The sequence below is a fragment of the Ruegeria sp. CI5 genome (assembly GCF_056536885.1).
In genome coordinates this window covers 159525-184462 of record NZ_JBQFQN010000004.1, presented here as the reverse complement: position 1 = coordinate 184462, position 24938 = coordinate 159525, and the positions used below count along the sequence as shown (strand labels likewise).

The following is a 24938-nucleotide window of genomic DNA, read 5'->3' as shown; positions in this document are numbered from 1 at the left end:
CAGAAATACCAGGCGGTCTGTTCGCAAGCGCAGATCGGTCCGCGGTTCAGCTGTCGGGTACCAGGGCCAGAACAAAGCGTACGACCTTGGCGGCAGGCATCTCGCAGGGGCGCAGCAAAGCGCCGCTTTGATCCGTCAGGTACAGGTTCATACTGATGTAGTCCGCACCACCCCGTTCATGGGCGACCAGCTTGTGCGATTTGCCGCCGGCCATCGCCAGCCGCGTGACCGAATAGCTTCGACCGTTTGCGGTTCCGGTGAACGAACCCGCCGGCAAGGCAAAGAATGCGTCCAAAAAGTCGGCCGGCGCGGTCACGATTTCCCGATCTTGGGCTCTGTTCCTGCCTTGATGCGGGCCAGGTTTTCGCGGTGGCGCCAGTAAATCAGCAGCGTCAGAACGACGCCCAGCAAAAAGGTCGACCCGTCCGTCAGGATCATAACCCATGTTGTCGACAGCGCTGCCGCGGCCAGCGCGCCGAGGGACGAGATCCGCCAGATCGCAGCAGCGACCAGCCATGTCAGACAACACGCAACGCCCACCCGCCAGTCCAGTGCCAGCCACAGGCCCAGGAACGTTGCCACGCCCTTGCCGCCCTTGAAGCTCAGCCAGACTGGATAGCAATGGCCGACAAAGGCCGCCAGCGCCGCGACCTGGGCGGCATCGTCGCCGGCCAGTGCCCGGGCCAGCAGGACCGCGACCGCGCCTTTGCCGGCGTCGAACAGAAGAGTCAGTGCCGCCGCCGCCTTGCTGCCGGTGCGCAACACGTTGGTGGCACCAATATTGCCGGAACCGATCTGGCGCAGGTTGCCCAGCCCCATCACCCGCGCAACGATCATGCCATAGGGCACCGACCCCATCAGGTATCCGATCGCGGCCCAGATAATCAGTTGGGTCGTCGTGCTGTCGAAAACGGGCATCAGGATCTCCGGAAAATTTCTTTGCCTGCAACGTAGGTTGCGGTGACCTTACCCTGCATCCGCTGCCCGTCAAACGGGGTGTTCTGCGATTTCGATTTCAGCGTGAACCGGTCCAGCACGAAGGGTACATCCGGGTCGAACAGAACCAGATCGGCCGGGGCGCCCGCGCTCAGGCGGCCGCAGTCCAGCCCCAGTCGTTTCGCCGGATTCAGTGTCATGGCCCGGAACAGGGTCGGCAGGTCCAGTTGATCGGCATGATACAGGCGCAGCGCAGCCGGCAGCAGGGTTTCCAACGCCACCGCGCCCGAGGCCGCCTCTTCGAACGGGAGGCGTTTGCTTTCCTCGTCCTGCGGCGTGTGCATCGAACTGATGGTGTCGATCAGGCCGGAGCGCACGGCCTCGATCACCGCCTGCCGGTCATCCTCGGAGCGCAGCGGAGGCTTGACCTTGAAGAAGGTGCGATAGTCGGCCACGTCCAGCTCGTTCAGCGTCAGGTGGTGGATCGAGGTGCCGGCGGTGATGTCCAGCCCGTTTCGCTTGGCCCGTTCCAAAGCGGGCAGGGCGCGGGCTGTGGTGATCTGGTCGGCGTGATAGGCCGCGCCGGTCATTTCCAGCAGGGCGATGTCGCGGTCCAAACCCATGCGCTCGGCCATGGGCGAAACGGCGGGCAGACCGCGCAGGGCGGCGAATTTGCCGCTGGTGGCGGCGGCACCGTGGCTCAGCCCCGGGTCCTGTGGGTGGGCGATGACAAGCGCGCCGCAGGCCCGGGCATAGGTCAGCGCGCGGGAAAATACCTTGGTGTCCGTCACCACATGGTCGCAGTCGGTGAAAGCCACCGCGCCCGCATCCATCAGAAACCCGATCTCGGTCATCTCGCGCCCGTCGCGGCCCTTGGTCAGAGCGGCCATGGTCAGCACGTTGACGGGCGTGTCGGCCTGCGCGCGTCGGGTGACGAACTCGAGCGTTTCCGGCGTGTCGATCGCAGGCAGGGTGTCGGGGCGGGTGACCATTGTGGTCACGCCTCCGGCCGCGGCGGCAAGGCCCGCGGATTTGTAGCTTTCCTTGTGTCGCTCGCCCGGCTCGCAGACCTTGACGCCGATATCGACGATGCCGGGGGCCAGACACTGACCGCCGCAATCAATCACCTGCGCGTCCGTCTCGGGCGCCGGACCGCCGCCGCTGGCCAAGATGCGCCCGTCGGCCACATGCAGCCAGCCCAGGGCGTCGGTTCCGGCTTCGGGGTCGATCAGGCGGGCGTTGGTGAAGATCAGGTTGGTCATGCCATTGCCCTTTCAATCGCGGCTTTGGTGGCGGCCGGGTCGGCCTGGTACTTGATCAGGTGCTTGTCGCCGCCTTTGGTGACGATCTGCACGAAGCTGCCCATGATATTCACGGCCGCGATCTGGTTCAGCGGCACGCTGCGCCCGCCGGGTCCGGTCAGGGTGGTGTCGGTCATCTGCCAGTTGGCCACCAGTTCCTCCGAGGCCAGGTACCACGCCCGGACGCCCACCGCCGCCAGACCGGCCGGGGCGCCGGTCCAGACATAGGGATTTCCGATCAGCCACAGCACGAGCATCGCCCCCGCCATCGCGCCCACGGCCAACCAGGCGTTGGTACGGACATAGGCGCCCTTGTCCGGCGCAAAGGTCACAGGATCAGCCACAGAGCACCTCCGATGACCAACAGGATGATCAAGGCAAGCAAGGCCGATCCCGTCCGGCGGGGTTGCTCGCTCGAAACTGGATTTTGCGCGGCCGAGTAGGGTCGGGCGCTTTCGGTCTCGATGGCGCCACCGCTCCAGTTCGTGGCCTCTTCGGTGTAGAGCCCGATCAGGCGCAGACGCGGGTCGGGGCTCAGCGTGGCCGCGCGCGCGCTCAGGGCCGCGCTGCGCAGTACCAAAACCCAGCCGTCGACCGACTCCAGTTTGGCCCGGTCCAGCTGGTCCTCGGACACGCCGCAGCCCTCGCTGAGATAGCCGTAGAGGCCCAGGTCCTCGAGGTCGGACACCGGAAACACGTCGATCTGCTCGGGGTCCAGCCCAGTGACGCCAAGGATCTGGTCTGCCGCGCCGGGCTCGCGCAGGAACTTCGCCTCTTCGGGGCGCATGTCCAGCGCGAACAGGCGGATCACGCCGCGCTCACCAGCCGAGATGTCCAGATCGCTCATGCCACCTCCTCCAGGTTGCGAGCCAGCAGTTCCATCGCGGCCATGCGCACGGCGACGCCCATCTCGACCTGTTCCTGGATGACCGAGCGGTTGATGTCATCGGCCAGCGTCCCGTCGATCTCGACCCCGCGGTTCATCGGGCCGGGATGCATCACGATGGCATCCGGCTTGGCCAGCGCCAGCTTGGCGGCGTCTAGGCCATAGCGGTGATAGTATTCCCGTTCCGACGGGATGAACCCGCCATCCATCCGCTCTTTCTGAAGGCGCAGCATCATCACCACGTCCACGTCGCGCAGGCCCTCGGTCATGTCGTCATAGATCTCGGCCCCGAATTCGGCGAATTGCGCGGGCACCAGCGTCGGCGGGCCGATCAGGCGGATCCGGTTTTCCATCTTGCCCAGCAGGATCAGGTTCGACCGCGCCACGCGGGAATGGGCGACATCCCCGCAGATCGCCACGTTCAACCGGTGCAGCCGCCCCTTGGCCCGGCGGATGGTCAGCGCATCCAGCAGCGCCTGCGTTGGGTGTTCGTGCCGCCCGTCGCCGGCGTTCAGCACCGCGCAGTTGACCTTCTGCGCCAGCAGGTCCACCGCGCCCGAATGCGGGTGCCGCACCACCAGCAGGTCGGGGTGCATCGCGTTCAGCGTCATCGCCGTGTCGATCAGGGTCTCGCCCTTTTTGATCGAGCTGGCCTGCATCGCCATGTTCATCACATCCGCACCCAGCCGCTTGCCCGCCAGTTCGAAACTGGCCTGCGTGCGGGTCGAGTTCTCGAAGAACATGTTGATCTGGGTCAGCCCCGCCAGAACGTCCGAGTGTTTGGCCGATTGCCGGTTCAGATCGACGTATTTTTCGGCCAGGTCCAGAATGGCGGTGATATCGGATTGGGACAGATGCTCGATGCCAAGAAGGTGACGATGGGCGAAACGCATGGGCCGGGCTCCTGTCTGACAGTCGCGCCGCTTATAGAAAGCGCAGCGCGTCGGGGCAACTGGAGTCAGTCCCCATCGGGCAGTTTCTCGCATCCGCCTTCGGGCAGACACTGCTCGCCGGGCCGGCACCACTTGCCGTATCCGCAATCGACGGCCTTTCTGGGCACGCAGCCCTGATTGGCCGAGCACTTGAACCCTGTGCGGCATTGCGATCCGGTCTCTTCGCACAGGTACCAGCCCGGGCGCGTACAGCCGCCGCCCGGCAGGCAGGTCGAACCGGGGGCGCAGGTCCGCCCGTCGTCGCAGGGCGTTGCCGGTTGCGGAGAGGGGTCGAAGTCGGGAGAACTGCGCTCGCATTCGCCGCGCGCGTTGCAGAAGGACCCGCTGGGGCAATCCAGCCGCGAGGCGCATTTGTTTGCCCCTGCCGGCGCGCATCGGGTGCCTCCGGCCACGCATTTCTCGAACGGTCCGCAGGACCGCCCGCCGCCGCAATAGGTGCCCCCGGCCTGAATGCAGAACCCGTCATAGCTGCAGCGTTGGCCGACCGAGCAGCATTTCAGACCGCATTGAAACTGGCCCCCACGGCATTGGCCTTGATTGTTGAGAAACGACTGTGCCTCCGCCCCGCCGGGCAGCAGGGCGAACAGAGTGATCAGCAGAAGGCCCAGGGTTCGCGTCATGACGGGGACCATCGTCGGCCCGGCAATGCGCCAAGGCAAGGCCAATTTGCTTTCCCTTCCCGCAAAGCTGAGTAGATTGATGGTCATGGAATCGGCCCTTGACCCCTACACCGCGCGTGCCCTGCTGGAATGGCAGGTTGAGCTGGGCGTAACCGACGCGATCGTCGACGCACCGGTTGACCGCTATGCATTGCCGGATACCGCGCCAAAGGTCAAAAAATCCGCCGCAGCGCAGCCCGCAGTGCAGAAGCCCGCCAAGGCGGAACCGGTGGTCGAGGCAAAAAAGGCTGCGTCTGCGGCATCGTCTCTGGATCAGCTGCGCGCCGCTATGGAGGTGTTCGAACACTGCGATCTGAAGCGTGGCGCGCGACAGTTGGTCTTTGCTGATGGTGCACCCGGTGCGCCGGTCATGATCGTCGGCGAGGCCCCGGGCCGTGAAGAAGACCGCGCTGGAAAGCCGTTCGTTGGCCGCGCCGGGCAGTTGCTGGATCGGATGCTGGCCGCGATCGATATGGACCGCGCCCAAAACGTCTACATCACCAATGTCCTGCCGTGGCGTCCGCCGCAGAACCGGGACCCGCGGCCGGACGAGATCGCGATGATGCAGCCGTTTTTGGAACGGCACGTGGCCCTCTCCAAGCCAAAGGTCTTGGTGGTGATGGGCAATATCAGCTGCCAGGCGGTTCTGAACAAGCGCGGCATTACGCGTCTGCGCGGGCAGTGGGATCAGGCGCTGAATCTGCCGGTTCTGCCCATGCTGCACCCCGCCTATCTGCTGCGCCAGCCCCATGCCAAGCGTCAGGCCTGGGCCGATCTGTTGGATCTGCGCGCATATCTGGAGAACAAGGGATGAAGGTTCTGGCCTTTTCCGACCTGCACATGGCCCGCAATCGGGCTGCGGAACTGGTGGCAGCCAGCGTCGACGCTGACCTGGTGATCGGTGCGGGTGACTATTGCAACATGCGTCAGGGGCTGGACGAGGCGATGGATATGCTTTCCGGCATATCCGCGCCGATGGTTCTGGTTCCCGGCAACGCCGAAAGCGCCGAGGAACTGGCGGCGGCCGTGCCGGACGGCGTGCATGTTCTGCACGGAACAGGCATGACCGTGGACGGGCTGCGCCTGTTCGGACTTGGCTATGGCGTACCGGTCACGCCATTTGGTGACTGGTCCTGCGACCTGACCGAGGCCGAGGCCGCAGAGCTGCTCAATCGCTGCCCGTCGGCCGACATCCTGATCACGCATGCCCCGCCCAAGGGCAAAGGCGACCGGACCTCGCAGGGGCAATCGATCGGATCGAGCGCGGTGCGCGACGCGGTGGAACGGATTCAACCTGACTTTGCTCTGTGCGGTCATATCCACGACAGCTGGGGTTATCGCGGCGAGATTGGTCGCACCCGGATCGCGAATCTGGGGCCCAAGGTGAATTGGTTCGAGGTCGATCCATGATCGAATACGCAACGCTGTTGACCTTCATCCCAGCCGCCATAGCGCTGAACATGACGCCGGGGGCTGACATGATGTTCTGCTTCGGGCTTGGGCTGCGGTCGGGTGCCCGATCGGCCATCGTGGCCAGCGCCGGTGTTTCGACCGGTCTGATGGTTCATGTTCTGCTGGCTGGGCTGGGACTTGGCGCGGCGGTCGCGGCTATGCCCTGGCTGTTCGACGTCATTCGCTGGCTGGGCGTGGCCTACCTGCTGTATCTGGCCTGGGGCACCATCAGAAACGGTGCGGTCCGGACTGACGCTCCAAGCCAGTCTTCGGGCCATGCCTTTCGCGAGGGGATGCTGGTCAACATGACGAATCCCAAGATCATTCTGTTTGTTCTGGCTTTCATCCCGCAATTCGTATCGCCGGCCAACGGATCGGTTCTGGCTCAGTTTCTGCTGCTGGGCGCGATCATCGCTGTGGGCGGGTTCGTCGTGAATGCCCTGGTGGGGTCATTTGCCGGCGGCGCCGGGCGAGCGCTGATTTCAAGCCCGCATGCTTCGCGAATTCTCGGCTGGGTCAGTGGCGGCGTGTTCGTCGCTCTGGCGGCCCGGCTGGCCATTATGGAAAGAGCCTGACACGACATGTCCAGAATTGATGAAACCATGGAATTCATCCCCATCCGCATCGCTGTTCTGACCGTATCGGACACGCGGTCACTGGCCGAAGATCATTCGGGCCAAACATTGGTCGACCGGATCGAGCGTGCGGGGCACACCGTGGCCGACCGCAAGATCATTCAGGACGAGCGCGCCCAGATCGCCGAGCAGTTGCGGGCGTGGGTCGCCGACCCCGAGATTGACGTGGTGATCTCGACCGGCGGCACCGGCTTGACCGGGCGCGATGTCACGGTCGAGGCGCATCGCGATGTCTACGAAAAGGAAATCGAGGCTTTTGGCACCGTCTTCACCCTGATTTCGATGGAGAAGATCGGAACCTCGGCTGTACAGTCGCGGGCCACAGGTGGCGTTGCCGGCGGAACCTATCTGTTTGCGCTGCCGGGCAGCCCGGGGGCCTGCAAGGATGCCTGGGACGGCATTTTGGAAAAACAGCTGGATTATCGCCACCGGCCCTGCAATTTCGTGGAAATCATGCCCAGATTGGACGAACATCTGCGACGGAAGTAGACTGGTCGTACGTTTAACGGCTCATAACCGCCTTGTGGGTTGGTATTTTTTCCGGCCCGGCTACCTATTTATAGACGGCGTCCCGTTGCAACCGGAGTGAAAGATCTATGCGATTTCTGCGGCAGAGCCTCATCGGTGTCTTTCTGGCATCCCTGATGCTTGCGCTGTTGATTGTCGCTGCGCAGATGATCACCGGCGCGGTGCAAGAGGTCATGACCCGCGACAACAAACCCCCGCAGGCGCGCGAACGCGTGTTCGCCGTCACGGTTCAGAAGGCCGAGCCACAAACCGCCACCCCCTATCTGGAAGCATTTGGCGAAGTTCAAAGCCGCAGGCGTCTGGAGTTGCGGGCGGCGCTGGGCGGCCGCGTCATCGGGCTGGCGGAAAACTTCGAGGATGGAGGGGTTGTGCGCGCAGGCGAAGTTCTGGTCGAGCTGGACCCGGCCGATGCGCAGGCGGCGCTGGACCGGGCGCGGTCGGACCTGCTGGATGCCCAGTTTGAAGAACGCGATGCCGAACGCGCCCTGCTTTTGGCACAGGATGAATTGAAGGCCGCCGAGTCCCAATCGGATCTGCGGGAACGGGCCCTGCAGCGTCAGAAGGATTTGCTGGACCGTGGCGTGGGCGCGACCGCCAGCGTTGAAGAGGCCGAATTGGCCGCGGCCTCGGCCCGGCAGACCGTGTTGTCGCGCCGTATCGCTTTGGCGCAGGCCGAGTCCCGCGTCGATCAGGCAACGACGTTGCTGGCGCGGGCCCGTATCGCTTTGGAATCGGCGGAACGCGATCTGGAAGACATGACCATCCGCGCCCGGTTCGACGGGACGCTGACTGGTGTCACGCTGGTTGAAGGGCGCCTGGTCACGGCAAATGAAAAGCTGGCCGAACTGGTCGACCCGTTCGCGCTGGAGGTCGCGTTCCGTGTTTCGACCGCGCAATACGTGCGGTTGCTGGACGATCAGGGCAAGCTGATCCCGGCACCAGTGACCATCTCGCTTGAGGTGACGGGCACGGACCTGAGCGCCACCGGTAGGATAAGCCGCGACAGCGGGTCGGCCGGCGAGGGCCAGACCGGCCGATTGCTCTATGCCCGACTTGATGACGCGCCGGGGTTCAAGCCCGGCGATTTCGTGACCGTTTCGGTCGAGGAACAGCCGCTGGATAATGTCGTGCGTCTCCCGTCTTCGGTTCTGGATGCGCAAGGCACAGTGCTGGTGCTGGGCGACGACGACCGGCTGGAAACGCTCCCGGTCGAGCTGGTGCGCCGGCAAGGGGACGAAGTGCTGCTGCGCGGCGCCGGGCTGGAAGGGCGCGAAGTCGTTGTGGGTCGGACCCCGCTGCTGGGGTCGGGGGTCCGCGTGCGCCCGGTTCGCATCGAAGACAGCGCCGCGGTCGAGCCGGACATGGTCGAGCTGACGGACGAGCACCGCGCGCGGTTGGTGGCGCAGGTCGAGGCCAGCGACCGCATGTCCCAGGACGCCAAGACCCGTGTTCTTGCTCAGTTGAGCGAGGCGAAGGTGCCGTCGTCTCTGTTGCGGCGGCTTGAAAACCGGGCCGGGGGATAGGCGCTATGATGCGCGAGATTCCGGGCGCGGCCAGCGGCATCCTCAGCTATTTCACGCGTCACCGGACCATTGCCAACCTTCTGCTGGTGGTCATGCTGGTCCTTGGCGCGGCTTCGGCGCCGAACATGCGGGCGCAGTTCTTTCCGGACGTGATCCTGGAACGGGTCAATGTCAACGTCGAATGGGATGGTGCGGGGCCCGAGGATGTGGACAACGGGATTGTCCAGATCCTTGAACCTGCATTGCTGGCGGTCGAAGGCGTTGCCAGCACCGAGTCGACCTCTCGCGAAGGATCGGCCCGCATCGCGCTGGAATTTGAACCCAACTGGGACATGAGCCGCGCCGTCGAAGAAGTGCGCACCGCGGTCGACAGCGTGACCAACCTGCCTGAGGACGCCGAAGAACCGTCCATCCGGCGGGCCGCGTGGCGAGACCGGGTGACGGATGTTGTCCTCACCGGCCCGATCGAGACCGGGCAGCTGGCCAAATTCACGGATGAGTTGATCAATCGGCTGTTCGCTGCCGGTGTGACGCGAACCACGATCCGCGGCCTTGCCGCCCCACGCATCGTGGTCGAGGTTCCCACCGCGCAGTTGATCGCCAACGACATCACCCTGTCCGAGATCGCCTCGGCGGTCGCGGCCGAGGTCACGGCCAATCCGGCCGGGGACGTGACCGGAGCAAACGCCCGGATCCGCACCGGTGTCGAAAAGCGCACCCCGGAGGAGATCGAGCGCATCGCTTTGCGCACCTATCCGGACGGGTCCAAGCTGGTGGTCGGCGATGTCGCGCAGATCCGGGTCGAGGGCGTCACCCGCAATCGCAGCTATTTCGTGGGCGAAAATCCGGCCATGTCCGTCCGGGTGGACCGATCGAACCTGGGTGACGCGATCGACATTCAGCACACGGTCGAGGATGTGGTCGCCGAGATGCAGGCGAGCCTGCCGGATGGTATCTCGGTCGAGCTGATCCGTACCCGGGCGCAGGCCATCACCGACCGGTTGGACATTCTGATCGACAACGGGCTGGTCGGGCTGGGCTTGGTGGTGTGCCTGCTGTTCCTGTTCTTGAATGCGCGCATCGCATTCTGGGTCGCGGCCGGTATCCCGGTGGCCATGTCGGCGGCCATCGCCTTCATGTATATCGGCGGGCTGTCGATCAACATGGTCTCGTTGTTCGGACTGATCATCACGCTGGGTATCGTGGTGGATGATGCGATCGTGGTGGGGGAACACGCCGATTTCCGGGCCCGCCGGCTGGGCGAGCCACCGGTCGTTGCCGCCGAGCGCGCCGCCCGGCGCATGGCGATGCCGGTTTTTGCGGCCACGGTCACGACCGTGATCGCCTTTTTCGGTCTGACCGCCATTGGCGGACGGTTCGGAGAGCTGATCCGGGACATTCCCTTTACGGTGATCGCAGTACTGATCGCCTCGTTGATCGAGTGTTTTCTGATCCTGCCGAACCACATGGCGCACGCCATCGCACATTCGGCCAAGGAACACTGGTATGACTGGCCCAACCGGGTTGTGAACAGGGGTTTTCGCTGGGTGCGCGACACTCTTTTCCGACCTTTGGTGGCGTGGGCAATCTGGGCGCGATACGTGGTCGTGGCCCTGATGATCGCCATTCTGGCCAGCCAGATAGCGCTGTTCATCAAGGGCGACGTCAATTGGCGGTTCTTCAACGCGCCCGAGCGGGGCTCGGTCACCGGCAATTTCATCATGGCCGAAGGCGCTACCCGCGCCGATACGATCGAAATGATGCACATTCTGCAGCGCGCCACCGAAGAGCTGGGCCAGATCTACGAAGAACGCCACGGTCGCAACCCGATCGATTATGTACTGGCCGAGATCGGGGGCAGCGCCGGCTATGGTCTGTCCGCCGCCGATGGCAAGGATGGCGATTTGCTGGGCGGTATCTCGATCGAGCTGATCGATGCCGACCTGCGACCTTATTCCAGCTTTGAATTCGTGGGCGAGCTGCAGGAATTCGTGCCGCGCCATCCCAAGGTCGAATTGCTGACGTTCCGCGGCTGGCGCTCGGGTCCGGGTGGTGATGCCATCGACGTGCAGCTTTTCGGCGCGGACGTGAACACACTGAAATCCGCGTCCGAGGCCCTGCAGGCGGAACTGTCGAAATACCCCGAGGTTTCAGCGCTGGAAGACAATCTGGCCTATGACAAGGAAGAGTACATTCTGGATCTGACGGCACAGGGTGAAGCGCTGGGCTTCCGCATCGAGACATTGGGCCGGGTTCTGCGTCACCGCCTGAACGGGATCGAGGCGGCGACATTCCCCGACGGTCCTCGCAGCGCCGAGATCCGGGTCGATCTGCCCGAAAGCGAGCTGACCGCAGATTTCCTGGAACGCACGTTGATGCGGTCACCGGACGGGGTCTATGTCCCGCTGGCTGACATCGTCTCGGTCAAGCGCGAGTCGGGGTTCTCGACGGTGCGCCGGGAAAATGGCCTGCGGGTGATCGCAGTGAACGGGGACATATCCGAGGATGACCCGGCCCAGGCCGCGGAAATCACCCGCGCCATGCGCGAGGAAATCCTGCCTGATATCGCCGCCGAGTATCAGGTCGAGTGGCGCATGGCCGGTCTGAGCGAACAGGAGGACGAGTTCCTGACCGAGGCGCGTACCGGTCTGATCCTGTGCCTGACCGGAATCTACCTTGTTCTGGCGTGGATCTTCGCCAGTTGGACAAGGCCGCTGGTGGTGATGGCGATCATTCCCTTTGGTCTGGTCGGCACCATCTGGGGGCATTACATCTGGGGTGTTCCGCTAAGCATGTTCACGGTCGTCGGCCTGTTGGGCATGACCGGGATCATCATCAATGACTCGATCGTTTTGATAACGACCATTGATGGGTATCAGCAGGATCGCGGGCTGGTGCCCTCGATCATAGAAGGCACCGCTGACCGGTTGCGGCCGGTGATGCTGACCACGCTGACGACGGTGATGGGGCTGGCCCCGTTGCTGTACGAAGGGTCGCAGCAGGCGCAATTCCTCAAACCCACGGTGATCACGCTGGTCTACGGGCTCGGGTTCGGCATGGTGCTGGTGCTGCTCCTGGTCCCCGCGTTGCTTGCGATCCTGAGTGATATTTCTCGCCCGATGACGGCGATGCGCCGCGCCTTGCGGGCGCCAGACAAGGTGGTCCGGGTCGCGGCCGCGGGGACGGGCGGGGCGATGTTCCTCTGGCTGCTGGTCACGATGGTCTGGCCGGTTCTGGCCGGCGCGCCGCTGGGTGTGCTGTCCGGCCTGTACGGCGACGAGGACGGTCTGGCGTTGCTGAGAATGGGGCTGGGAGCGTTCGCGGCCGGTGCGGTTGCCATTCTGGCCGTCAGCCTGATCGTGTCCGGGGCGCTTTATGTCAGGCTTTCATCCCGGGCCAGTGCCTGAGACAGAAGGTCGGGCACCCGGGCGCTCATTGCAAGGTCGCGGTCCAGCACCTGCCGGATTGGGAACCAACGCGCATCCTGCGCATCATCCGCTGCGACCGGAGTGCCGGATGCGAAGCGGCAGGACACGCCGACCAGCAAATAATGGGCGGTGATCTGTCCGGCCGCATCCCGGACCAGCAGATCAAGGTTGCCCAGATACGCCTGCGGGGTTGCTTCGATACCGGTTTCTTCCATCAACTCGCGCGCGGCGGCCTGCAGGACGGTTTCGCCCCACTCCACATGGCCTCCCGGAAATCCCCAGAGACCGGCATCGGGGGCCTTGCTGCGTTGCACCAGCAGGACATGGCCCTGATCTACGACAACCGCCAGTGCGCCGATCCGGGGAACCTGCTGCATCCGCTCAGCCCGCGCTGCAGCCCAGAATGTCGACCGCGTGTTTGGTCCCCAGAACCGTGATCCGCACGGCGGACCGGTCCAGCGCAAAGGGCTGACCGTCGGGGCTGATCACCTCGGACGTGGCGGTAAGCCGGTTGCCTTGCCGCTTGGTTTCAGTCTGCGAGGCCCACAGGGCCGGATTCCCCGGCTCGATCACCGCAAGTTCGGCACCACCGGCCGAGGGCATGTCGATCTGTACCTGAACCTGCAAACCGTCCGCGGTCGGGCTCAGGCGACAGGCCGCGCCGGTAACGCCAGCCTCGCGTGCAGAGAAGGGCCGTTGCGCAAGCGCAGCCGCGATCGCCGGATTCCTTGCTGCGCCGGCGTCCAGTTCGTGGTCAAATTTCAGCGATGCGGGAATGCAGACATCCTTGCACACTCCCAGATCGACCTCGCCGCGCAACCGTACCGGTTTGGATGCGTCCTTGGGGGTAATCCGAACCGGCAACACCAGCTGGGTTTCATAGCCGATGGACATCAGGCCGTTCTGGTCAAAGACATGCGGCGTGGGCCAGGTGATCGCAACCGCGCCGACATTGCCGGAGCGGCGCCAGTCGAATTCAGGCGGAATGCCGGCGTCACCGGGGGCCCGCCAATAGGTCTTCCATCCGGGTTCCAGATCCAACCGGATCGCGGTGAGATAGGTTCCATCCTCGGATTGGCCGCCATCGATCACGTCCAGCCGGACGATCGAGTCGATCGATTGCCCCTGCGCAGGTGCGGCCAGGGCCAGACAAGCCGAAACAACGGTCACGACGGGTTTGAACAGCGATCTCATGATCCATACATGCGACTTGCGGTCAGGTTTGCCAAGTCACGTTCTGGTCACCGGCAGAAAACGCGGGAATTCAGGCGTGATCCCTTGCCAATCCGGGTTCCTCAGGGTCATTGTAAGGGAATAAGCCGCACGAGTTTTTTTGATGGATCTGACTGGAAAACTGTTGATTGCGATGCCTGGCATGGGCGATCCGCGCTTTGATCATTCAGTGGTGTATCTGTGCAGCCACGGCGATGACGGCGCTATGGGTCTGATCGTGAACAAACCGTCGGATTTGCGGATCAAGACGCTTCTTGAACAGTTGAACATCGCATGCCGCATCCCGGTTGTCGGAGAACGCCTTGTGCATTTCGGTGGCCCAGTCGAATTGTCCCGGGGGTTTGTGCTGCACAGCGCGGACTACGACGCAAATCTGCATTCGCTGCACGTGGCCGGCGATTTCAGCATGACGGCGACGCTGGACGTGCTCGAAGATATCGCCTCTGGCAAGGGGCCGCTGAACTCGATGCTGATGCTGGGCTATTCGGGATGGGGGCCTGGACAGCTGGAAGATGAGATCGCGGCCAATGGCTGGTTGACGACCGATGCCACATCGAAACTGGTCTTTGACGTTGCCGACGACGAAAAGTGGGAGGCCGCCTTGGCCACGCTGGGTGTCGATCCGCTGACGCTGTCGGCCAGCGCCGGTCGGGCCTGATCAGGAGTTGCGCGGCGCCGCGGCCCGGCGCAGGCGGTCGTTGATGGCCGCCCCCACGCCCTCGGAAGGGATCGGGCTGACGGCAATCGGCCGCCCCGTACCGTCCAGTTCGTGCAGATACGCAAACAGGTTTGCCGCCGCTTCGATCAGGTCACCCCTGGCAGACAGGTTGCGGTCGCAATCGACATTGCCAAATCCCAGCAGCAACTCGTCCCCGCGACGCTCGGTGGCGTTCAGCCGCACCGGTGCGTCCGGAGCATAATGTGACAGCAACTGCCCGGGAGCGGTCAGCAGATCTCCGGGCTTGTGGCGGGTCAGGCGCGTGCCCAGAACTGTTTCGATCTGCTCCAGAGCGACACCGCCGGGCCGCAACAAAGCGGGGGTGCCGGCCAAGCCCACGATGGTGGACTCCAACCCGACCGAACAGGTTCCGTCATCCAGTACGGCGGCGATCCGACCGTCCAGACCGGCGCGCACATGCGCCGCAGTGGTTGGGCTGATCCGACCGGAGGGGTTTGCCGAAGGGGCAGCGACGGGTCCGTCAACTGCGCTCAGCAATGCGCGCGCGGTGGGGTGGGCCGGCACCCGAACGGCCAGCGTCTCCAACCCCGCCGTCACCAGCGAGGACACGCCATGCCCTGCGCGCAGCGGCAGCACCAGCGTCAGCGGACCGGGCCAGAACGCAGCTGCCAGTTGTTCGGCATTGTCCGACCACTCGACATAGCGTTTGGCGGCCTCGACCGAGGCGACATGCGCGATAAGCGGGTTGAAACTGGGTCGCCCTTTGGCGGCGTAGATCGCTGCGACCGCCTCGCCGTTGCGGGCGTCGCCGCCCAGCCCGTAGACGGTCTCGGTCGGGAAGGCGACCAGCAGTCCCTGACGCAGCAGGTCGGCCGCGGCTGCAATCCCGGCGGGATCAGCATCCAGATATTGCGTGTTGTTGGGGATCATGGGTGGTGACGCGGCGTTTTGGTTGCTTGCAACAGGGGGACGGATAGGTAATCGAACAAGCTTAGATGAATACCGGCGCGGGCCATGGATTCCAAGCCCGCCATTGCGACCGACACACGATTTCCGGGGGAAACCATGCCATATCGCGCTCCTGTCACTGATTACGAGTTCCTGATGGACAAGGTGGTGGGGTTCAAGGACGTCGCCGCGACGGAGAAATTCGCCGAGGCCACCCCGGACGTGGTCAGCGCCATTCTGTCCGAGGCCGGCAAGATGTGCGAAGAGGTGATGGCCCCTCTGCAGCGCCCCGGCGATCTGCATCCCGCGCGGCTGGAAAACGGGGTTCTGCGGACCTCGCCCGGCTATGCCGATGGCTGGAAGGCCATCGCCGAGGGTGGCTGGATCGGCATGAGCGGCGACCCCGAATACGGCGGCATGGGCCTGCCCATGACCGTGACCACCGCCGTGAACGAGATGATGAGCGCCGCCTGCCTGTCGCTGCAGCTGGCCCCGTTGATGAGCCAGGGTCAGATCGAGGCGCTGGAACACCACGCCAGCGAAGAGCTCAAGGCGCTGTACCTGCCCAAGCTGATGTCGGGCGAATGGTCGGGCACGATGAACCTGACCGAACCGCAGGCCGGGTCTGACGTTGGCGCGCTGACGTCCAAGGCCGAACCCAACGGCGATGGCACCTATTCGATGACCGGGCAGAAGATCTACATCTCGTGGGGCGACAATGACTTTTGCGAGAATGTCTGCCACCTGGTTCTGGCCCGTCTGCCCGATGGCGCGCCGGGGACCAAGGGGATTTCCCTGTTCCTGGTGCCCAAGTACATCCCCGATGAAAACGGAAATCCGGGCGCGGCGAATGACCTGAAGGTGGTGTCGTTGGAACACAAGATGGGACTGCATGGCTCGCCCACCTGCGTGATGCAGTATGACGGCGCCAAGGGCTGGCTGGTTGGCCAGGAACACAAGGGCATGGCCGCCATGTTCACCATGATGAACAACGCGCGCCTCGGCGTCGGCGGGCAGGGCGTGGGCGCGGCCGAGGGCGCCTATCAGCACGCGCTGGCCTATGCTCTGGAACGCAAGCAGGGCAAGACGCCTTCGGGCACGATCATCGATCATGCCGATGTGCGCCGGATGCTGATGGACATGCGGGCCGACCTGTTCGCCGCCCGTGCGATCATGCTGGCCAATGCCGCGGCCATCGACATGGCCAAGGCCACCGACAACGCCGACTGGGCCGCGCGGGCGGCCCTGCTGACCCCGATCTGCAAGGCTTTCGGCACCCAGACCGGCATGCGCGTGGCCGAGACCGGCCTGCAGGTGCATGGCGGCATGGGGTATGTCGAGGAAACCGGCGCCGCGCAGTATTACCGCGATGTTCGCGTCACCGCGATCTACGAGGGGACCAACGGCATTCAGGCCATGGACCTTGTCGGCCGCAAGATGATGGACGGGGGCGAAGCCGCCGCCCGCCTGCTGGACGAGATCGAAGATCATGCCGAGCGCGCCCGCGCCACCGTGCCCGAGCTGGCCGGCCCGGTATGGGAGGCGACTGAATCCCTGCGCGAGGCGACCGAGTGGCTGGTGGCGCAAGAGGACATGAACAATCGCTTTGCCGGGGCCGTGGCCTATCTGAACGCCTTTGCCCGCGTGCTGGGTGCGCATTACCACCTGATCGCCGCTTTGGCCGATCCGGATGGTCCGCGCGCCAAGCTGGCGCGGTACTACATCACCGCGCGCCTGCCGGAATACGCGGGCCTGCTGGATCAGGCGCAGATCGGGGCCAAAGACCTGTTCGCGCTCAGCGCCGACGAACTGGCCGCGTGATGGACGGCGCGCGGCCTCCGGCGTTTCGCCATCCCTGGCCCGAGCCGCCCGCGCCCGGACAAGCCACCGAGATCGCCGAGGGCGTGCTTTGGATGCGCCTGCCGCTGCCGATGGCGCTGGACCACGTCAATGTCTACGCGCTGGATGACGGCGATGGCTGGACGGTGATCGACACCGGGATTTCATCGAAAAAGACGCGCGGCCTGTGGTCCGACCTGATGGCCGGGCCGCTTGCGGGCAAGCCGGTGACCCGGGTGGTGGTTACGCATCACCACCCCGACCACGTCGGAAATGCCGGGTGGTTCCAGTCGGAGCACGGCGCCGATCTGGTTTCGAGCCGTACCGCATGGCTGTTTGCTCGAATGCTGACGCTGGACGTGCAGGAGAGCTGGCCGGAAGAGACGCTGGAATTCTACCGCAGCGCCGGCATGGCCCCCGAGATCCTGGCCAAGCGCATGTCCGAGCGGCCCTTCAATTTTGCCGACACGGTCTATCCGATGCCTCTGGGCTTTGTCCGCATCAAGCAGGGCGACGTGATCCGTATGGGCGGGCGGGACTGGGACGTGCATATGGGCAATGGCCATGCCCCCGAACACGCCACGTTCTGGAGCCGCGACGACAACCTGGTGATCTCGGGCGACCAGATCCTCAGTTCGATCAGCCCGAACCTGGGCGTCTATGCCACCGAGCCGATGGCTGACCCGGTGTCCGACTGGCTGGAGGCCTGTGAGCGCCTGCAACAGCTGGCACGGCCCGATCAGGTGGTGTTGCCGGGCCACAAGCTGCCCTTCATCGGCCTGCCGATCCGCATGAAGCAACTGATCGAGAACCACCACGGCGCTCTTGCACGCCTGCTGGACGATCTGGACGCGCCCAAGGCGGCCTCGGATTGTTTCGTGACCCTGTTCAAACGTCCGATCCGCGACGGCGAATACGGTCTTGCGCTGGTCGAAGCGGTTGCGCATCTGAACCAACTTTATCACACTGGAGCCGTGACCCGGGCGCGCCGTGAGGACGGCGCATGGGTGTATCAGCGCAAAGGTTGTGACGATGCAGGACAAGATCGAAACCTCGGCCGAGGCCGCCGAAGCGGCGGCTCTGCCCCGGTGCTATGAGGTTCATGCTGACCCGGACAGCACGTCGGGCACCAAGGATCTGCCCGAACCCCTGCGCCAGCCGGTCGACAGCAAAAGCCCCGCCCAATGGGCGTATGAGCGGCTGATCCTGTACATCCAGAACTTCGAGCAGACCCTCGATGCCGATCACGAGGTCGCCATGGGCTTTACCGGCGGTGACGCCGGGGTGATGCGGATCGAGGGGATGGGATATTTTGACCCCGACGTGATCACCTTCTACGGCTCGGACGGTTCGGGCGCACGCACCCAGCTGGTGCAGCATGTCAGCCAGCTGAACGTCATGCTGCGCGCCCTGCCCAAAACGGTCGAGGACAAGCCCGCCAACCGGATCGGCTTTCGCCTGGCCGCCAAGCTTGAGGAAAGCTGAGCGTCACGCTTGCAATTCACATCTGCGCGGCCTTGAATGAATTCAGCATTCAAAGGGGGCCGGCGTGTCACATTTCTCAACCGTAACAGATGCCTATCGCGGGGCCTGGGCCCGACGCCGGACCTTTGTTCCCATCTATCTGGCGGTGCGTCTGCTGCTCATCGCGCTGATCGCACCCGGCGTGGCCTTCACCGTGAACCTGGCGGTGATGCTGTCCGATCAAACTGCGCTGACCGATCAGGACATCGCCATGTTCATCCTGTCGCCGGTTGGTTTCGTGGCGGCGGTGGTCATTCTGGGCCTGTTCCTGTTGGCCGAGGTGTTCGTCTTTTCGGTCATGGCCGGATCGCTCAGGATGGGCGAGAGCGACCCGTGGAGGGCCGGCGGGTCGGCGTTGCGGTTGATCCTGTCGCGCCTGCCGACGCTGTTTTCCTTCGCGGTGCGCTTCATTCTGCGGGTTCTCGTTCTGGCGGTGCCCTTCGTGGCGGTCGCGGGCCTGATCGCGTGGTGGACGCTGACCGAATACGACATCAATTATTATCTGACCTTCCACCCGCCCGCCTTCCAGGTGGCCGTCGCGCTGATCGGGTTGGTGGTGCTGGCTTTGGCCTGGGGGCTGATCCGCCGCCTGTCGGCCTGGGCGCTCGCCCTGCATCTGGTGCTGTTCGAGGGAATTGCGCCCTCGGGCGCCTTCGCCGAAAGCGCCCGCCGAATGGAGGGCAAACGCGGCCGGTTGAAGATCGAACTGGCACTGTGGCTGGCCGTACGTCTGGCGATTGCTGCGCTGATTGCCGCCGTGGCCAGCCTGTTGTTCCACCTTGTACCTCTCGAACAGGGCACGAACCTGCGGTTTGCCCTGACGCTCAGCCTGCTGGTGGCCGGGCTGTGGTCTCTGGCCGGATTGGTGCTGGCGGCGGTGGCGTTGGGCGCGCTGGCGGTTCTGCTGGATGCATTTTTTGAGCCCCGGGCGGCAGAGCTTCCTCACCCCGAGGCCGGAAACCTGCGCGCCCCGGTTCTGGTGACCGTCGCCGCGGCCGTTGTGGCCCTGTTGGCCGGGATCTGGTTCAGCCAGGACGTGCTGGACCAGATTTCGGCACCCGATCATGCTGACGTAATCGGCCACCGGGGCGCTGCGGCGCTGCGGCCGGAAAACACGATGGCTGCGGTGTTGAAAGCCATTGAGGACGGTGCCGACTGGGTCGAGATCGACGTTCAGGAAAGCGCCGACGGCGAGGTGATCGTGGCCCATGACAGCGACTTCATGAAGCTGGGCGGGGTCAATATGAAGGTCTGGGATGCCACGATGGAGGATGTGGCGCAGATCGACATCGGCAGCTGGTTCGACCCCGAATATGCCGATCAGCGCACCCCGACCCTGCGCGAGGTTCTGGAGGCTGCGAAGGGCAAATCCAAGGTCATCATCGAACTGAAATACTATGGCCATGACGTGGATCTGGAAAACCGCGTGGCCGCCATCGTCGAAGAATTCGGGATGGAGCAGGACATCGCCACGATGTCGCTCAAATACCCGGCGGTGCAGAAGATGAAAGCGTTGCGCCCGGACTGGCGCGCCGGCGTTCTGGCTGCCACGGCGGTGGGCGATCTGACCGGGCTGGAGGGCGATTTCGTCGCGGTGAATGCCGGGATGGTCACGCCCGGGCTGATCCGCTCGGTCCATGATGCAGGCAAGGATATCTATGTCTGGACGGTGAATGACCCGCTGCAGATGTCGTCGATGGCCTCGATGGGTGTCGACGGTCTGATCACCGACCGCCCCGCAATGGCGCGTGAAGTGCTACGTGTCCGCACCGAGATGGAGCCGGGCGAGCGGCTGCTGCTGTGGTTGGCCACGACCTTCGGCCTGTCGGTCGATACCGAGGCGATGCGCGATGCAAGCCCCTAGCTTCGGTCTTTTGCTTGCCTGCCTTGCCGGGTCGGCTTCGGCGCAGGATCTGATGCGCGGCGTCGAGATGCCCGCGCATCGGGCTTTGATCGCGCAATCGGTTGGGCAACCATTGAGCGCGTTTGAAACCGATGGCTGCTCGGGCGGCATGTCGTCCAGCTGGCGGCTGGTGGCAGAGACCTTTCCCAGATTTCGCGCGGTTTACGAAAGCCACCCGCCGTGGGAATCCTGCTGCGTAACTCATGATCGCGCGTATCACACCGCCGGGGGCGCCACGTTCGCCGACGCCAGTTTCGACGCCCGGCTGGAGGCTGACCGCGCCCTGCGCGCCTGCGTCAAGGAATTCGGAGCCGTGCATGCGCAGGACTATGCCACGCAGTACGACATGACGCCCGAGCAGGTGACGTCGGCCATGTCGATCACCTCCGAGGCGATGTTCATGGCCGTCCGATTCGGAGGTGGCCCCTGCACCGGCCTGCCGTGGCGGTGGGGCTTTGGGTATCCCGGCTGCTCGGTTTTTGCCACCGATGAGGCTGCGGGCGACTGAACTCGGGCACCTGCGCGCGATTGACGTCGTGACAGGCCGGGAAATATGATTTATCCAAACCGGCAAACACGCGAATTGGGAATCTTTCGAAATGGCTGAACACAAGCACGGCGAGATGGACATCACCGTCCAGACCAAAACCTTCAATGGGTTCATCAAATTTACCACCTACAGCGTCGTGGTGATCTGCTTCATTGCCCTGTTTCTTGCGATCTTTGGGGCATAAGCCGGACTGACGGGTCATGTTTCGCATCTTGATTGCCTGCCTGCTGGCAGTGACCGTCGCAGGCTGTGCCACGTCGCAGCGCCCTCAGGCCGACCAGTCCGAGATCGTTGCGCGATCCTACCGTGACCCGGGGCCCTCAACGCTGACCCTGTACACGATGATCAACACGCGTACGGGGTCTGGCGCGCATACCTCGCTGATGATCAGCGCCAGCGAGCGGGTAATTTTCGACCCCGCCGGGTCGTTCCGCGCCGACGTGGTGCCGATCAAGGATGACGTGCTGTATGGCATCACCCCCGCGGTCGAGCGTGCCTATCGCAGCTCGCACGCACGCGAAACGCATTATGCGCGCATCCAGACCGTCCAGGTGACCCCCCAGCAGGCCGAGATCGCCTATCAGCTGGCCAAACAGTCCGGACCGGTTCCGGGCGCCTACTGCGCCAACTCGACGGCTCGGCTGCTGCAGCAGGTTCCCGGGTTCGAGCAGATCCAGACCACCTTCTACCCGGTCAAGTTGTCCGATCAGTTCGGGCAGATTCCGGGGGTCGTCACGACCGAGTATCGTGAAAACGACAGCGCCGATCTGCAGGCTGGTCTGGCTGCCAACAACGCCGCGCTCAACCAGCTGGAAGCGGCTTCAACCAACTAGGTGCAGCAGACCATACAGCGTGCCGGCCCCGGCAAAGATGGCGGCCAGCACGTTCTTGGTGATCAACCCGACGCTCAGGGCAACCACGGCCGAGGCCATGCGCGGCAGGTCCGGCTGGCCCTCGGTGGCCGTGGGCCACATGACCAGAGGGGCAATCAGGGCCGGCAGGATGGCCACCGCCGTATAGCGTAGATGCCGCAGCAACCATGGCGGCAACGGACGGTCTCCGACAAAGCCGATGAACACGAAGCGCAGGGCATAGCTGCCGAGCGCCAGCCCGACGATGATCGTCCAGACCGTTGTCTGATCGGGGGTGGTCATAACGCTACCTTTCTGCGTTCCAGCATCACTTCGGCCTGCGCACCGGCCATCATGCCCGCGCAGCCCGCGATCAGCAGGCCAAGATTGTAGGGGATTGCCACGCATAGCAGCGACACGACGATGGCGACCAGAGCCGCGACCACATGGGCCGGAGTGCGCATCGTCGGGCCGATCATGGCCAGAAAGGTGATCGGCAGCGCGAAATCCAGTGCCCAGCTATCCGGGATCTGCGTTCCCAGGTAGGCGCCAATAAAGGTTGCCAGTACCCACATGGGCACCAGCGGCGAAACCGACCCCATGAAATAGGTCATGCGCTGCGGAACCGACATGTCCGGTTCCTTTTCGAACTGGACGATCGAGCAGGCATAGGATTGGTCGACCGTAAGATAGGCGGCAAAGGCCCGTTGCCACAGGGGCGCCGCGCCCAGATAAGGCGTCAAAGACGCTGAATACATGGCCATCCGCAGGTTCACGGCCAGTGCCGAAACCAGAATGATGGCCGTGGGTGTGCCGTCCTGCAGCAGCTGCAGCGATGCAAACTGCGCGGCGCCTGCAAATACGGCTGCGGTGAACACCATGGTCTGCAGAATGCTCAGGCCCGCCTCGGTCGCGAAGACGCCGAACAGGGTGCCGAAGGGCACCGCCACGAAGATGAACGGGGTCCCGTCGCGAAAACCCTGCCAATAGTATGACTTGGATGTGGAGGTTGCCATGGCTAGATCCTATGGTGGTCTGCGCAGCAGTAGCGGGTCAGAGAGAGGGTTGCAATTGGCCACCGAAACCGATCTGTCGGAATACATCATCGCCCCCGATCCCGGCGCGGCGCGGTTGACCCGCGTGGTCGAGGGGGTGGACCAGAATGGTGAGGTCAGCCGCATCTCGGTTGTCGAGGAGCGCCCGCTGACGATCTTCCTCAATTCGCAAGAGATCGTGACGGCCATGACTATCGGCGATTACCCGGAATATCTGGCGCTGGGCTTTTTGCGCAACCAGGGCATGTTGCGCCCCAATGACGAGATCACGCGGGTCGATTACGATGACGATCTGGAAACCGTCGTGGTGCGCACGACCCGCGAAACCTCGTACGAGGACAAGCTGAAGAAAAAGACCCGCACCAGCGGCTGCGCGGTGGGCACGGTGTTCGGCGACATGATGGAGGGGCTGGAGGGCGTGCGCCTGCCGCAGGTTCAGGTGCGCACCTCGTGGCTGTATGATCTGGCGGCCAAGATCAACCGCACGCCGTCTCTGTACCTGCAGGCTGGGGCGATCCACGGTACGGTTCTGTGCCGCGAAAACCGCCCGCTGGTCTATATGGAGGACGTGGGCCGCCACAACGCGGTGGACAAGATCGCCGGCTGGATGCTGTCCGAGGGCGAGACGGCCGGCGACAAGATCCTGTACACCACCGGTCGGCTGACCTCGGAAATGGTGATCAAGACGGCGATGATGGGCATCCCGGTTCTGGCTTCGCGGTCCGGCTTTACCGCCTGGGGCGTCGAAATCGCGCGCGAGGTCGGCCTGACCCTGATCGGCCGGATGCGCGGCCAACGTTTCGTCTGCCTGTCGGGCGAGGACCGGCTGCTGCGCGACGTGGACCCGGCCTCCGTACCGGTCGAGGACAAGAAGCATCGAAGGAAAAGCGCCGATGGGAGGTGAAACATCACGCCCCATCGGCGTCATACTGGCCGGAGGTTTGGCCACGCGGATGGGCGGCGGTGACAAGGGGTTGCTGCAACTGGGCGGGCAAAGCCTGTTGGGGCATGTGATCGACCGGCTGGCGCCGCAGGTGGCCGGGCTGGCGCTGAACGCCAATGGCGATCCGGCGCGCTTTGCCGATCTTGGCCTGCCGGTCCTGCCGGACAGCATCGCGGGTTACGCCGGGCCGTTGGCGGGCGTTCTGGCCGGGTTGGATTGGGCGGCGGGGCAGGGCGCCGATTGCATCGTCACCGCTGCCGCCGACACGCCTTTCTTCCCGCGCGATCTGGTCGACCGGCTGACGCGGGCGGCGCAGGGGCAGGCGCATCCGCTGGTTCTGGCCACCACGCCGCGCGGCGAGGGCGAGGCTCTGAAATCCGGCGGGCGGGTCAACCGGCACCCGACCTTTGGCCTGTGGCCCGTCGCCCTGCGCGATGACCTGCGGGCGGCGCTGAACAACGGGTTGCGCAAGGTGGTCCTGTGGACCGACCGCCATGACGGGCGCGAGGCGCTGTTCCCGGTCGACCCGTTCGATCCGTTCTTCAACGTCAACACGCCCGAGGATCTGATCCGGGCGCAGCACCTTTTGGTGCAGGCATGAAGGTCTACGGCATTACCGGCTGGAAGAATGCGGGCAAGACCGGGCTGGTCGAGCGGCTGGTGGCCGAGATCACCGGGCGCGGGTTCAGTGTCTCGACCGTCAAACATGCTCACCACGCGGTTGACGTGGATCAGCCGGGCACCGACAGCCACCGCCACCGAACCGCCGGGGCGTCCGAGGTTCTGCTGGCATCCAGCCGCCGCATCGCCGTGATGCAAGAGCTGCGCGGCGCGCCCGAGCCGCCGTTGACTGACCTTCTGGCGCGTCTGTCCCCGGTCGATCTGGTGTTGGTCGAGGGATACAAGCGCGCGCGCCACCCCAAGGTCGAGGCCTTTCGCGCCCAGCCTGGAAACCCGCTGATCGCCGCTGACGATCCGACGATTCGCGCGGTGGCCAGCGACACGCCGCTGGATCTGGACCGTCCGGTTTTTGACTTGAACGACACGCCTTCCATTGCCGATTTCATCCTGGCCGAGGTCGGCTTGGGGCCGCGGCCCAGCCCCTGACCATG

Annotated in this window: 29 protein-coding genes; 17 read left to right on the top strand and 12 right to left on the bottom strand. The window is 64.4% G+C overall.

Going from position 1 to position 24938, the window contains the following annotated elements:
* Positions 1-46 precede the first annotated feature (46 nt).
* The 7 genes from ACR0BA_RS13670 to ACR0BA_RS13640 all read right to left on the bottom strand — a co-directional run bounded on the left by ACR0BA_RS13670 (position 47) and on the right by ACR0BA_RS13640 (position 4696).
* Entirely contained in the window at positions 47-316 is a 270-nt protein-coding gene (locus ACR0BA_RS13670; protein WP_170365483.1) for a hypothetical protein, read from the bottom strand.
* A complete protein-coding gene (plsY, locus tag ACR0BA_RS13665; RefSeq protein WP_093963548.1) occupies positions 313-918 on the bottom strand; it encodes a glycerol-3-phosphate 1-O-acyltransferase PlsY in 606 nt (201 codons plus the stop codon). The genes ACR0BA_RS13670 and plsY overlap by 4 nt, the downstream gene beginning before the upstream one ends.
* Complete coding sequence (gene pyrC, locus ACR0BA_RS13660; RefSeq protein ID WP_480728424.1) at positions 918-2198, bottom strand: dihydroorotase; 1281 nt, start codon at positions 2196-2198, stop codon at positions 918-920. The genes plsY and pyrC overlap by 1 nt, the downstream gene beginning before the upstream one ends.
* Entirely contained in the window at positions 2195-2581 is a 387-nt protein-coding gene (locus ACR0BA_RS13655) for a hypothetical protein (RefSeq protein WP_367647430.1), read from the bottom strand. The genes pyrC and ACR0BA_RS13655 overlap by 4 nt, the downstream gene beginning before the upstream one ends.
* Positions 2566-3084 (bottom strand): hypothetical protein, encoded by a 519-nt coding sequence (locus ACR0BA_RS13650; RefSeq protein WP_170360023.1) that lies wholly within the window; start codon positions 3082-3084, stop codon positions 2566-2568. Before ACR0BA_RS13650 ends, ACR0BA_RS13655 begins: the two co-directional genes overlap by 16 nt.
* Positions 3081-4016 (bottom strand): aspartate carbamoyltransferase catalytic subunit, encoded by a 936-nt coding sequence (locus tag ACR0BA_RS13645; RefSeq protein ID WP_480728423.1) that lies wholly within the window; start codon positions 4014-4016, stop codon positions 3081-3083. The genes ACR0BA_RS13650 and ACR0BA_RS13645 overlap by 4 nt, the downstream gene beginning before the upstream one ends.
* Positions 4017-4081: 65 nt before the next feature.
* Positions 4082-4696: a scavenger receptor class F, member 2 gene (locus tag ACR0BA_RS13640; protein WP_480728421.1), complete on the bottom strand. Its 615-nt coding sequence runs from the start codon at positions 4694-4696 to the stop codon at positions 4082-4084.
* A gap of 85 nt (positions 4697-4781) precedes the next feature.
* On the opposite strand from ACR0BA_RS13640, the gene ACR0BA_RS13635 reads away from it, so the two are divergent.
* The 6 genes from ACR0BA_RS13635 to ACR0BA_RS13610 all read left to right on the top strand — a co-directional run bounded on the left by ACR0BA_RS13635 (position 4782) and on the right by ACR0BA_RS13610 (position 12280).
* A complete protein-coding gene (locus ACR0BA_RS13635) occupies positions 4782-5549 on the top strand; it encodes a uracil-DNA glycosylase (protein ID WP_480728633.1) in 768 nt (255 codons plus the stop codon).
* Positions 5546-6145 (top strand): metallophosphoesterase family protein, encoded by a 600-nt coding sequence (locus tag ACR0BA_RS13630; protein WP_480728419.1) that lies wholly within the window; start codon positions 5546-5548, stop codon positions 6143-6145. Before ACR0BA_RS13635 ends, ACR0BA_RS13630 begins: the two co-directional genes overlap by 4 nt.
* Positions 6142-6762 (top strand): LysE family translocator, encoded by a 621-nt coding sequence (locus tag ACR0BA_RS13625; RefSeq protein WP_480728418.1) that lies wholly within the window; start codon positions 6142-6144, stop codon positions 6760-6762. The genes ACR0BA_RS13630 and ACR0BA_RS13625 overlap by 4 nt, the downstream gene beginning before the upstream one ends.
* A 6-nt stretch (positions 6763-6768) precedes the next feature.
* On the top strand, positions 6769-7311 hold the full coding sequence (moaB, locus tag ACR0BA_RS13620) for a molybdenum cofactor biosynthesis protein B (protein WP_170406854.1): 543 nt from the start codon (positions 6769-6771) through the stop codon (positions 7309-7311).
* A 107-nt stretch (positions 7312-7418) separates the two neighbouring features.
* Positions 7419-8873 (top strand): efflux RND transporter periplasmic adaptor subunit, encoded by a 1455-nt coding sequence (locus tag ACR0BA_RS13615; protein WP_170360035.1) that lies wholly within the window; start codon positions 7419-7421, stop codon positions 8871-8873.
* 5 nt (positions 8874-8878) lie between these two features.
* Positions 8879-12280, top strand: coding sequence for an efflux RND transporter permease subunit (locus tag ACR0BA_RS13610; protein ID WP_480728416.1), 3402 nt, complete (start codon positions 8879-8881; stop codon positions 12278-12280).
* On the opposite strand, the gene ACR0BA_RS13605 is transcribed toward ACR0BA_RS13610, so the two are convergent.
* Both ACR0BA_RS13605 and ACR0BA_RS13600 read right to left on the bottom strand, forming a co-directional pair.
* On the bottom strand, positions 12247-12678 hold the full coding sequence (locus ACR0BA_RS13605) for an NUDIX hydrolase (protein WP_170360039.1): 432 nt from the start codon (positions 12676-12678) through the stop codon (positions 12247-12249). The two genes, ACR0BA_RS13610 and ACR0BA_RS13605, sit on opposite strands and share 34 nt — an antisense overlap.
* Before the next feature lie 4 nt (positions 12679-12682).
* A complete protein-coding gene (locus ACR0BA_RS13600; protein ID WP_480728415.1) occupies positions 12683-13495 on the bottom strand; it encodes a protein-disulfide reductase DsbD domain-containing protein in 813 nt (270 codons plus the stop codon).
* A gap of 142 nt (positions 13496-13637) precedes the next feature.
* Between ACR0BA_RS13600 and ACR0BA_RS13595 the strand changes: the two genes are divergently transcribed.
* Entirely contained in the window at positions 13638-14192 is a 555-nt protein-coding gene (locus tag ACR0BA_RS13595; RefSeq protein WP_093963536.1) for a YqgE/AlgH family protein, read from the top strand.
* On the opposite strand, the gene ACR0BA_RS13590 is transcribed toward ACR0BA_RS13595, so the two are convergent.
* Positions 14193-15143, bottom strand: coding sequence for an L-threonylcarbamoyladenylate synthase (locus ACR0BA_RS13590; RefSeq protein WP_480728414.1), 951 nt, complete (start codon positions 15141-15143; stop codon positions 14193-14195). It abuts the gene before it with no gap.
* Positions 15144-15278: 135 nt separating this feature from the next.
* On the opposite strand from ACR0BA_RS13590, the gene ACR0BA_RS13585 reads away from it, so the two are divergent.
* From ACR0BA_RS13585 to ACR0BA_RS13555, 7 genes are all read left to right on the top strand, one after another.
* A complete protein-coding gene (locus ACR0BA_RS13585; RefSeq protein WP_480728412.1) occupies positions 15279-16982 on the top strand; it encodes an acyl-CoA dehydrogenase in 1704 nt (567 codons plus the stop codon).
* The gene (locus ACR0BA_RS13580) at positions 16982-18097 is read left to right on the top strand and encodes an MBL fold metallo-hydrolase (RefSeq protein ID WP_480728410.1); all 1116 of its coding nucleotides are present in this window, start codon (positions 16982-16984) and stop codon (positions 18095-18097) included. Before ACR0BA_RS13585 ends, ACR0BA_RS13580 begins: the two co-directional genes overlap by 1 nt.
* Positions 18033-18485: a DUF6173 family protein gene (locus ACR0BA_RS13575; RefSeq protein ID WP_170342276.1), complete on the top strand. Its 453-nt coding sequence runs from the start codon at positions 18033-18035 to the stop codon at positions 18483-18485. The genes ACR0BA_RS13580 and ACR0BA_RS13575 overlap by 65 nt, the downstream gene beginning before the upstream one ends.
* A gap of 64 nt (positions 18486-18549) precedes the next feature.
* Positions 18550-20388, top strand: coding sequence for a glycerophosphodiester phosphodiesterase family protein (locus ACR0BA_RS13570; protein WP_480728409.1), 1839 nt, complete (start codon positions 18550-18552; stop codon positions 20386-20388).
* Complete coding sequence (locus ACR0BA_RS13565; RefSeq protein ID WP_480728407.1) at positions 20375-20935, top strand: hypothetical protein; 561 nt, start codon at positions 20375-20377, stop codon at positions 20933-20935. The genes ACR0BA_RS13570 and ACR0BA_RS13565 overlap by 14 nt, the downstream gene beginning before the upstream one ends.
* A gap of 91 nt (positions 20936-21026) precedes the next feature.
* A complete protein-coding gene (locus ACR0BA_RS13560) occupies positions 21027-21161 on the top strand; it encodes an aa3-type cytochrome c oxidase subunit IV (RefSeq protein WP_093963530.1) in 135 nt (44 codons plus the stop codon).
* Between the two features lie 16 nt (positions 21162-21177).
* On the top strand, positions 21178-21810 hold the full coding sequence (locus ACR0BA_RS13555) for a hypothetical protein (protein ID WP_480728405.1): 633 nt from the start codon (positions 21178-21180) through the stop codon (positions 21808-21810).
* On the opposite strand, the gene ACR0BA_RS13550 is transcribed toward ACR0BA_RS13555, so the two are convergent.
* Positions 21799-22131 carry an AzlD domain-containing protein gene (locus tag ACR0BA_RS13550; protein WP_480728404.1) on the bottom strand — a complete coding sequence of 111 codons (333 nt, stop codon included), beginning with the start codon at positions 22129-22131 and terminating at the stop codon, positions 21799-21801. The genes ACR0BA_RS13555 and ACR0BA_RS13550 overlap by 12 nt on opposite strands.
* Positions 22128-22844 carry an AzlC family ABC transporter permease gene (locus ACR0BA_RS13545; protein ID WP_480728402.1) on the bottom strand — a complete coding sequence of 239 codons (717 nt, stop codon included), beginning with the start codon at positions 22842-22844 and terminating at the stop codon, positions 22128-22130. Before ACR0BA_RS13545 ends, ACR0BA_RS13550 begins: the two co-directional genes overlap by 4 nt.
* On the opposite strand from ACR0BA_RS13545, the gene ACR0BA_RS13540 reads away from it, so the two are divergent.
* Genes ACR0BA_RS13540 through mobB form a run of 3 tightly spaced genes read left to right on the top strand, consistent with a single transcriptional unit; the run spans position 22843 to position 24933 of the window.
* Positions 22843-23787: a formate dehydrogenase accessory sulfurtransferase FdhD gene (locus tag ACR0BA_RS13540; RefSeq protein ID WP_480728401.1), complete on the top strand. Its 945-nt coding sequence runs from the start codon at positions 22843-22845 to the stop codon at positions 23785-23787. The genes ACR0BA_RS13545 and ACR0BA_RS13540 overlap by 2 nt on opposite strands.
* A complete protein-coding gene (gene mobA / locus ACR0BA_RS13535; RefSeq protein WP_480728399.1) occupies positions 23777-24427 on the top strand; it encodes a molybdenum cofactor guanylyltransferase MobA in 651 nt (216 codons plus the stop codon). The genes ACR0BA_RS13540 and mobA overlap by 11 nt, the downstream gene beginning before the upstream one ends.
* The gene (gene mobB, locus ACR0BA_RS13530) at positions 24424-24933 is read left to right on the top strand and encodes a molybdopterin-guanine dinucleotide biosynthesis protein B (RefSeq protein ID WP_480728398.1); all 510 of its coding nucleotides are present in this window, start codon (positions 24424-24426) and stop codon (positions 24931-24933) included. The genes mobA and mobB overlap by 4 nt, the downstream gene beginning before the upstream one ends.
* Positions 24934-24938 lie beyond the last annotated feature (5 nt).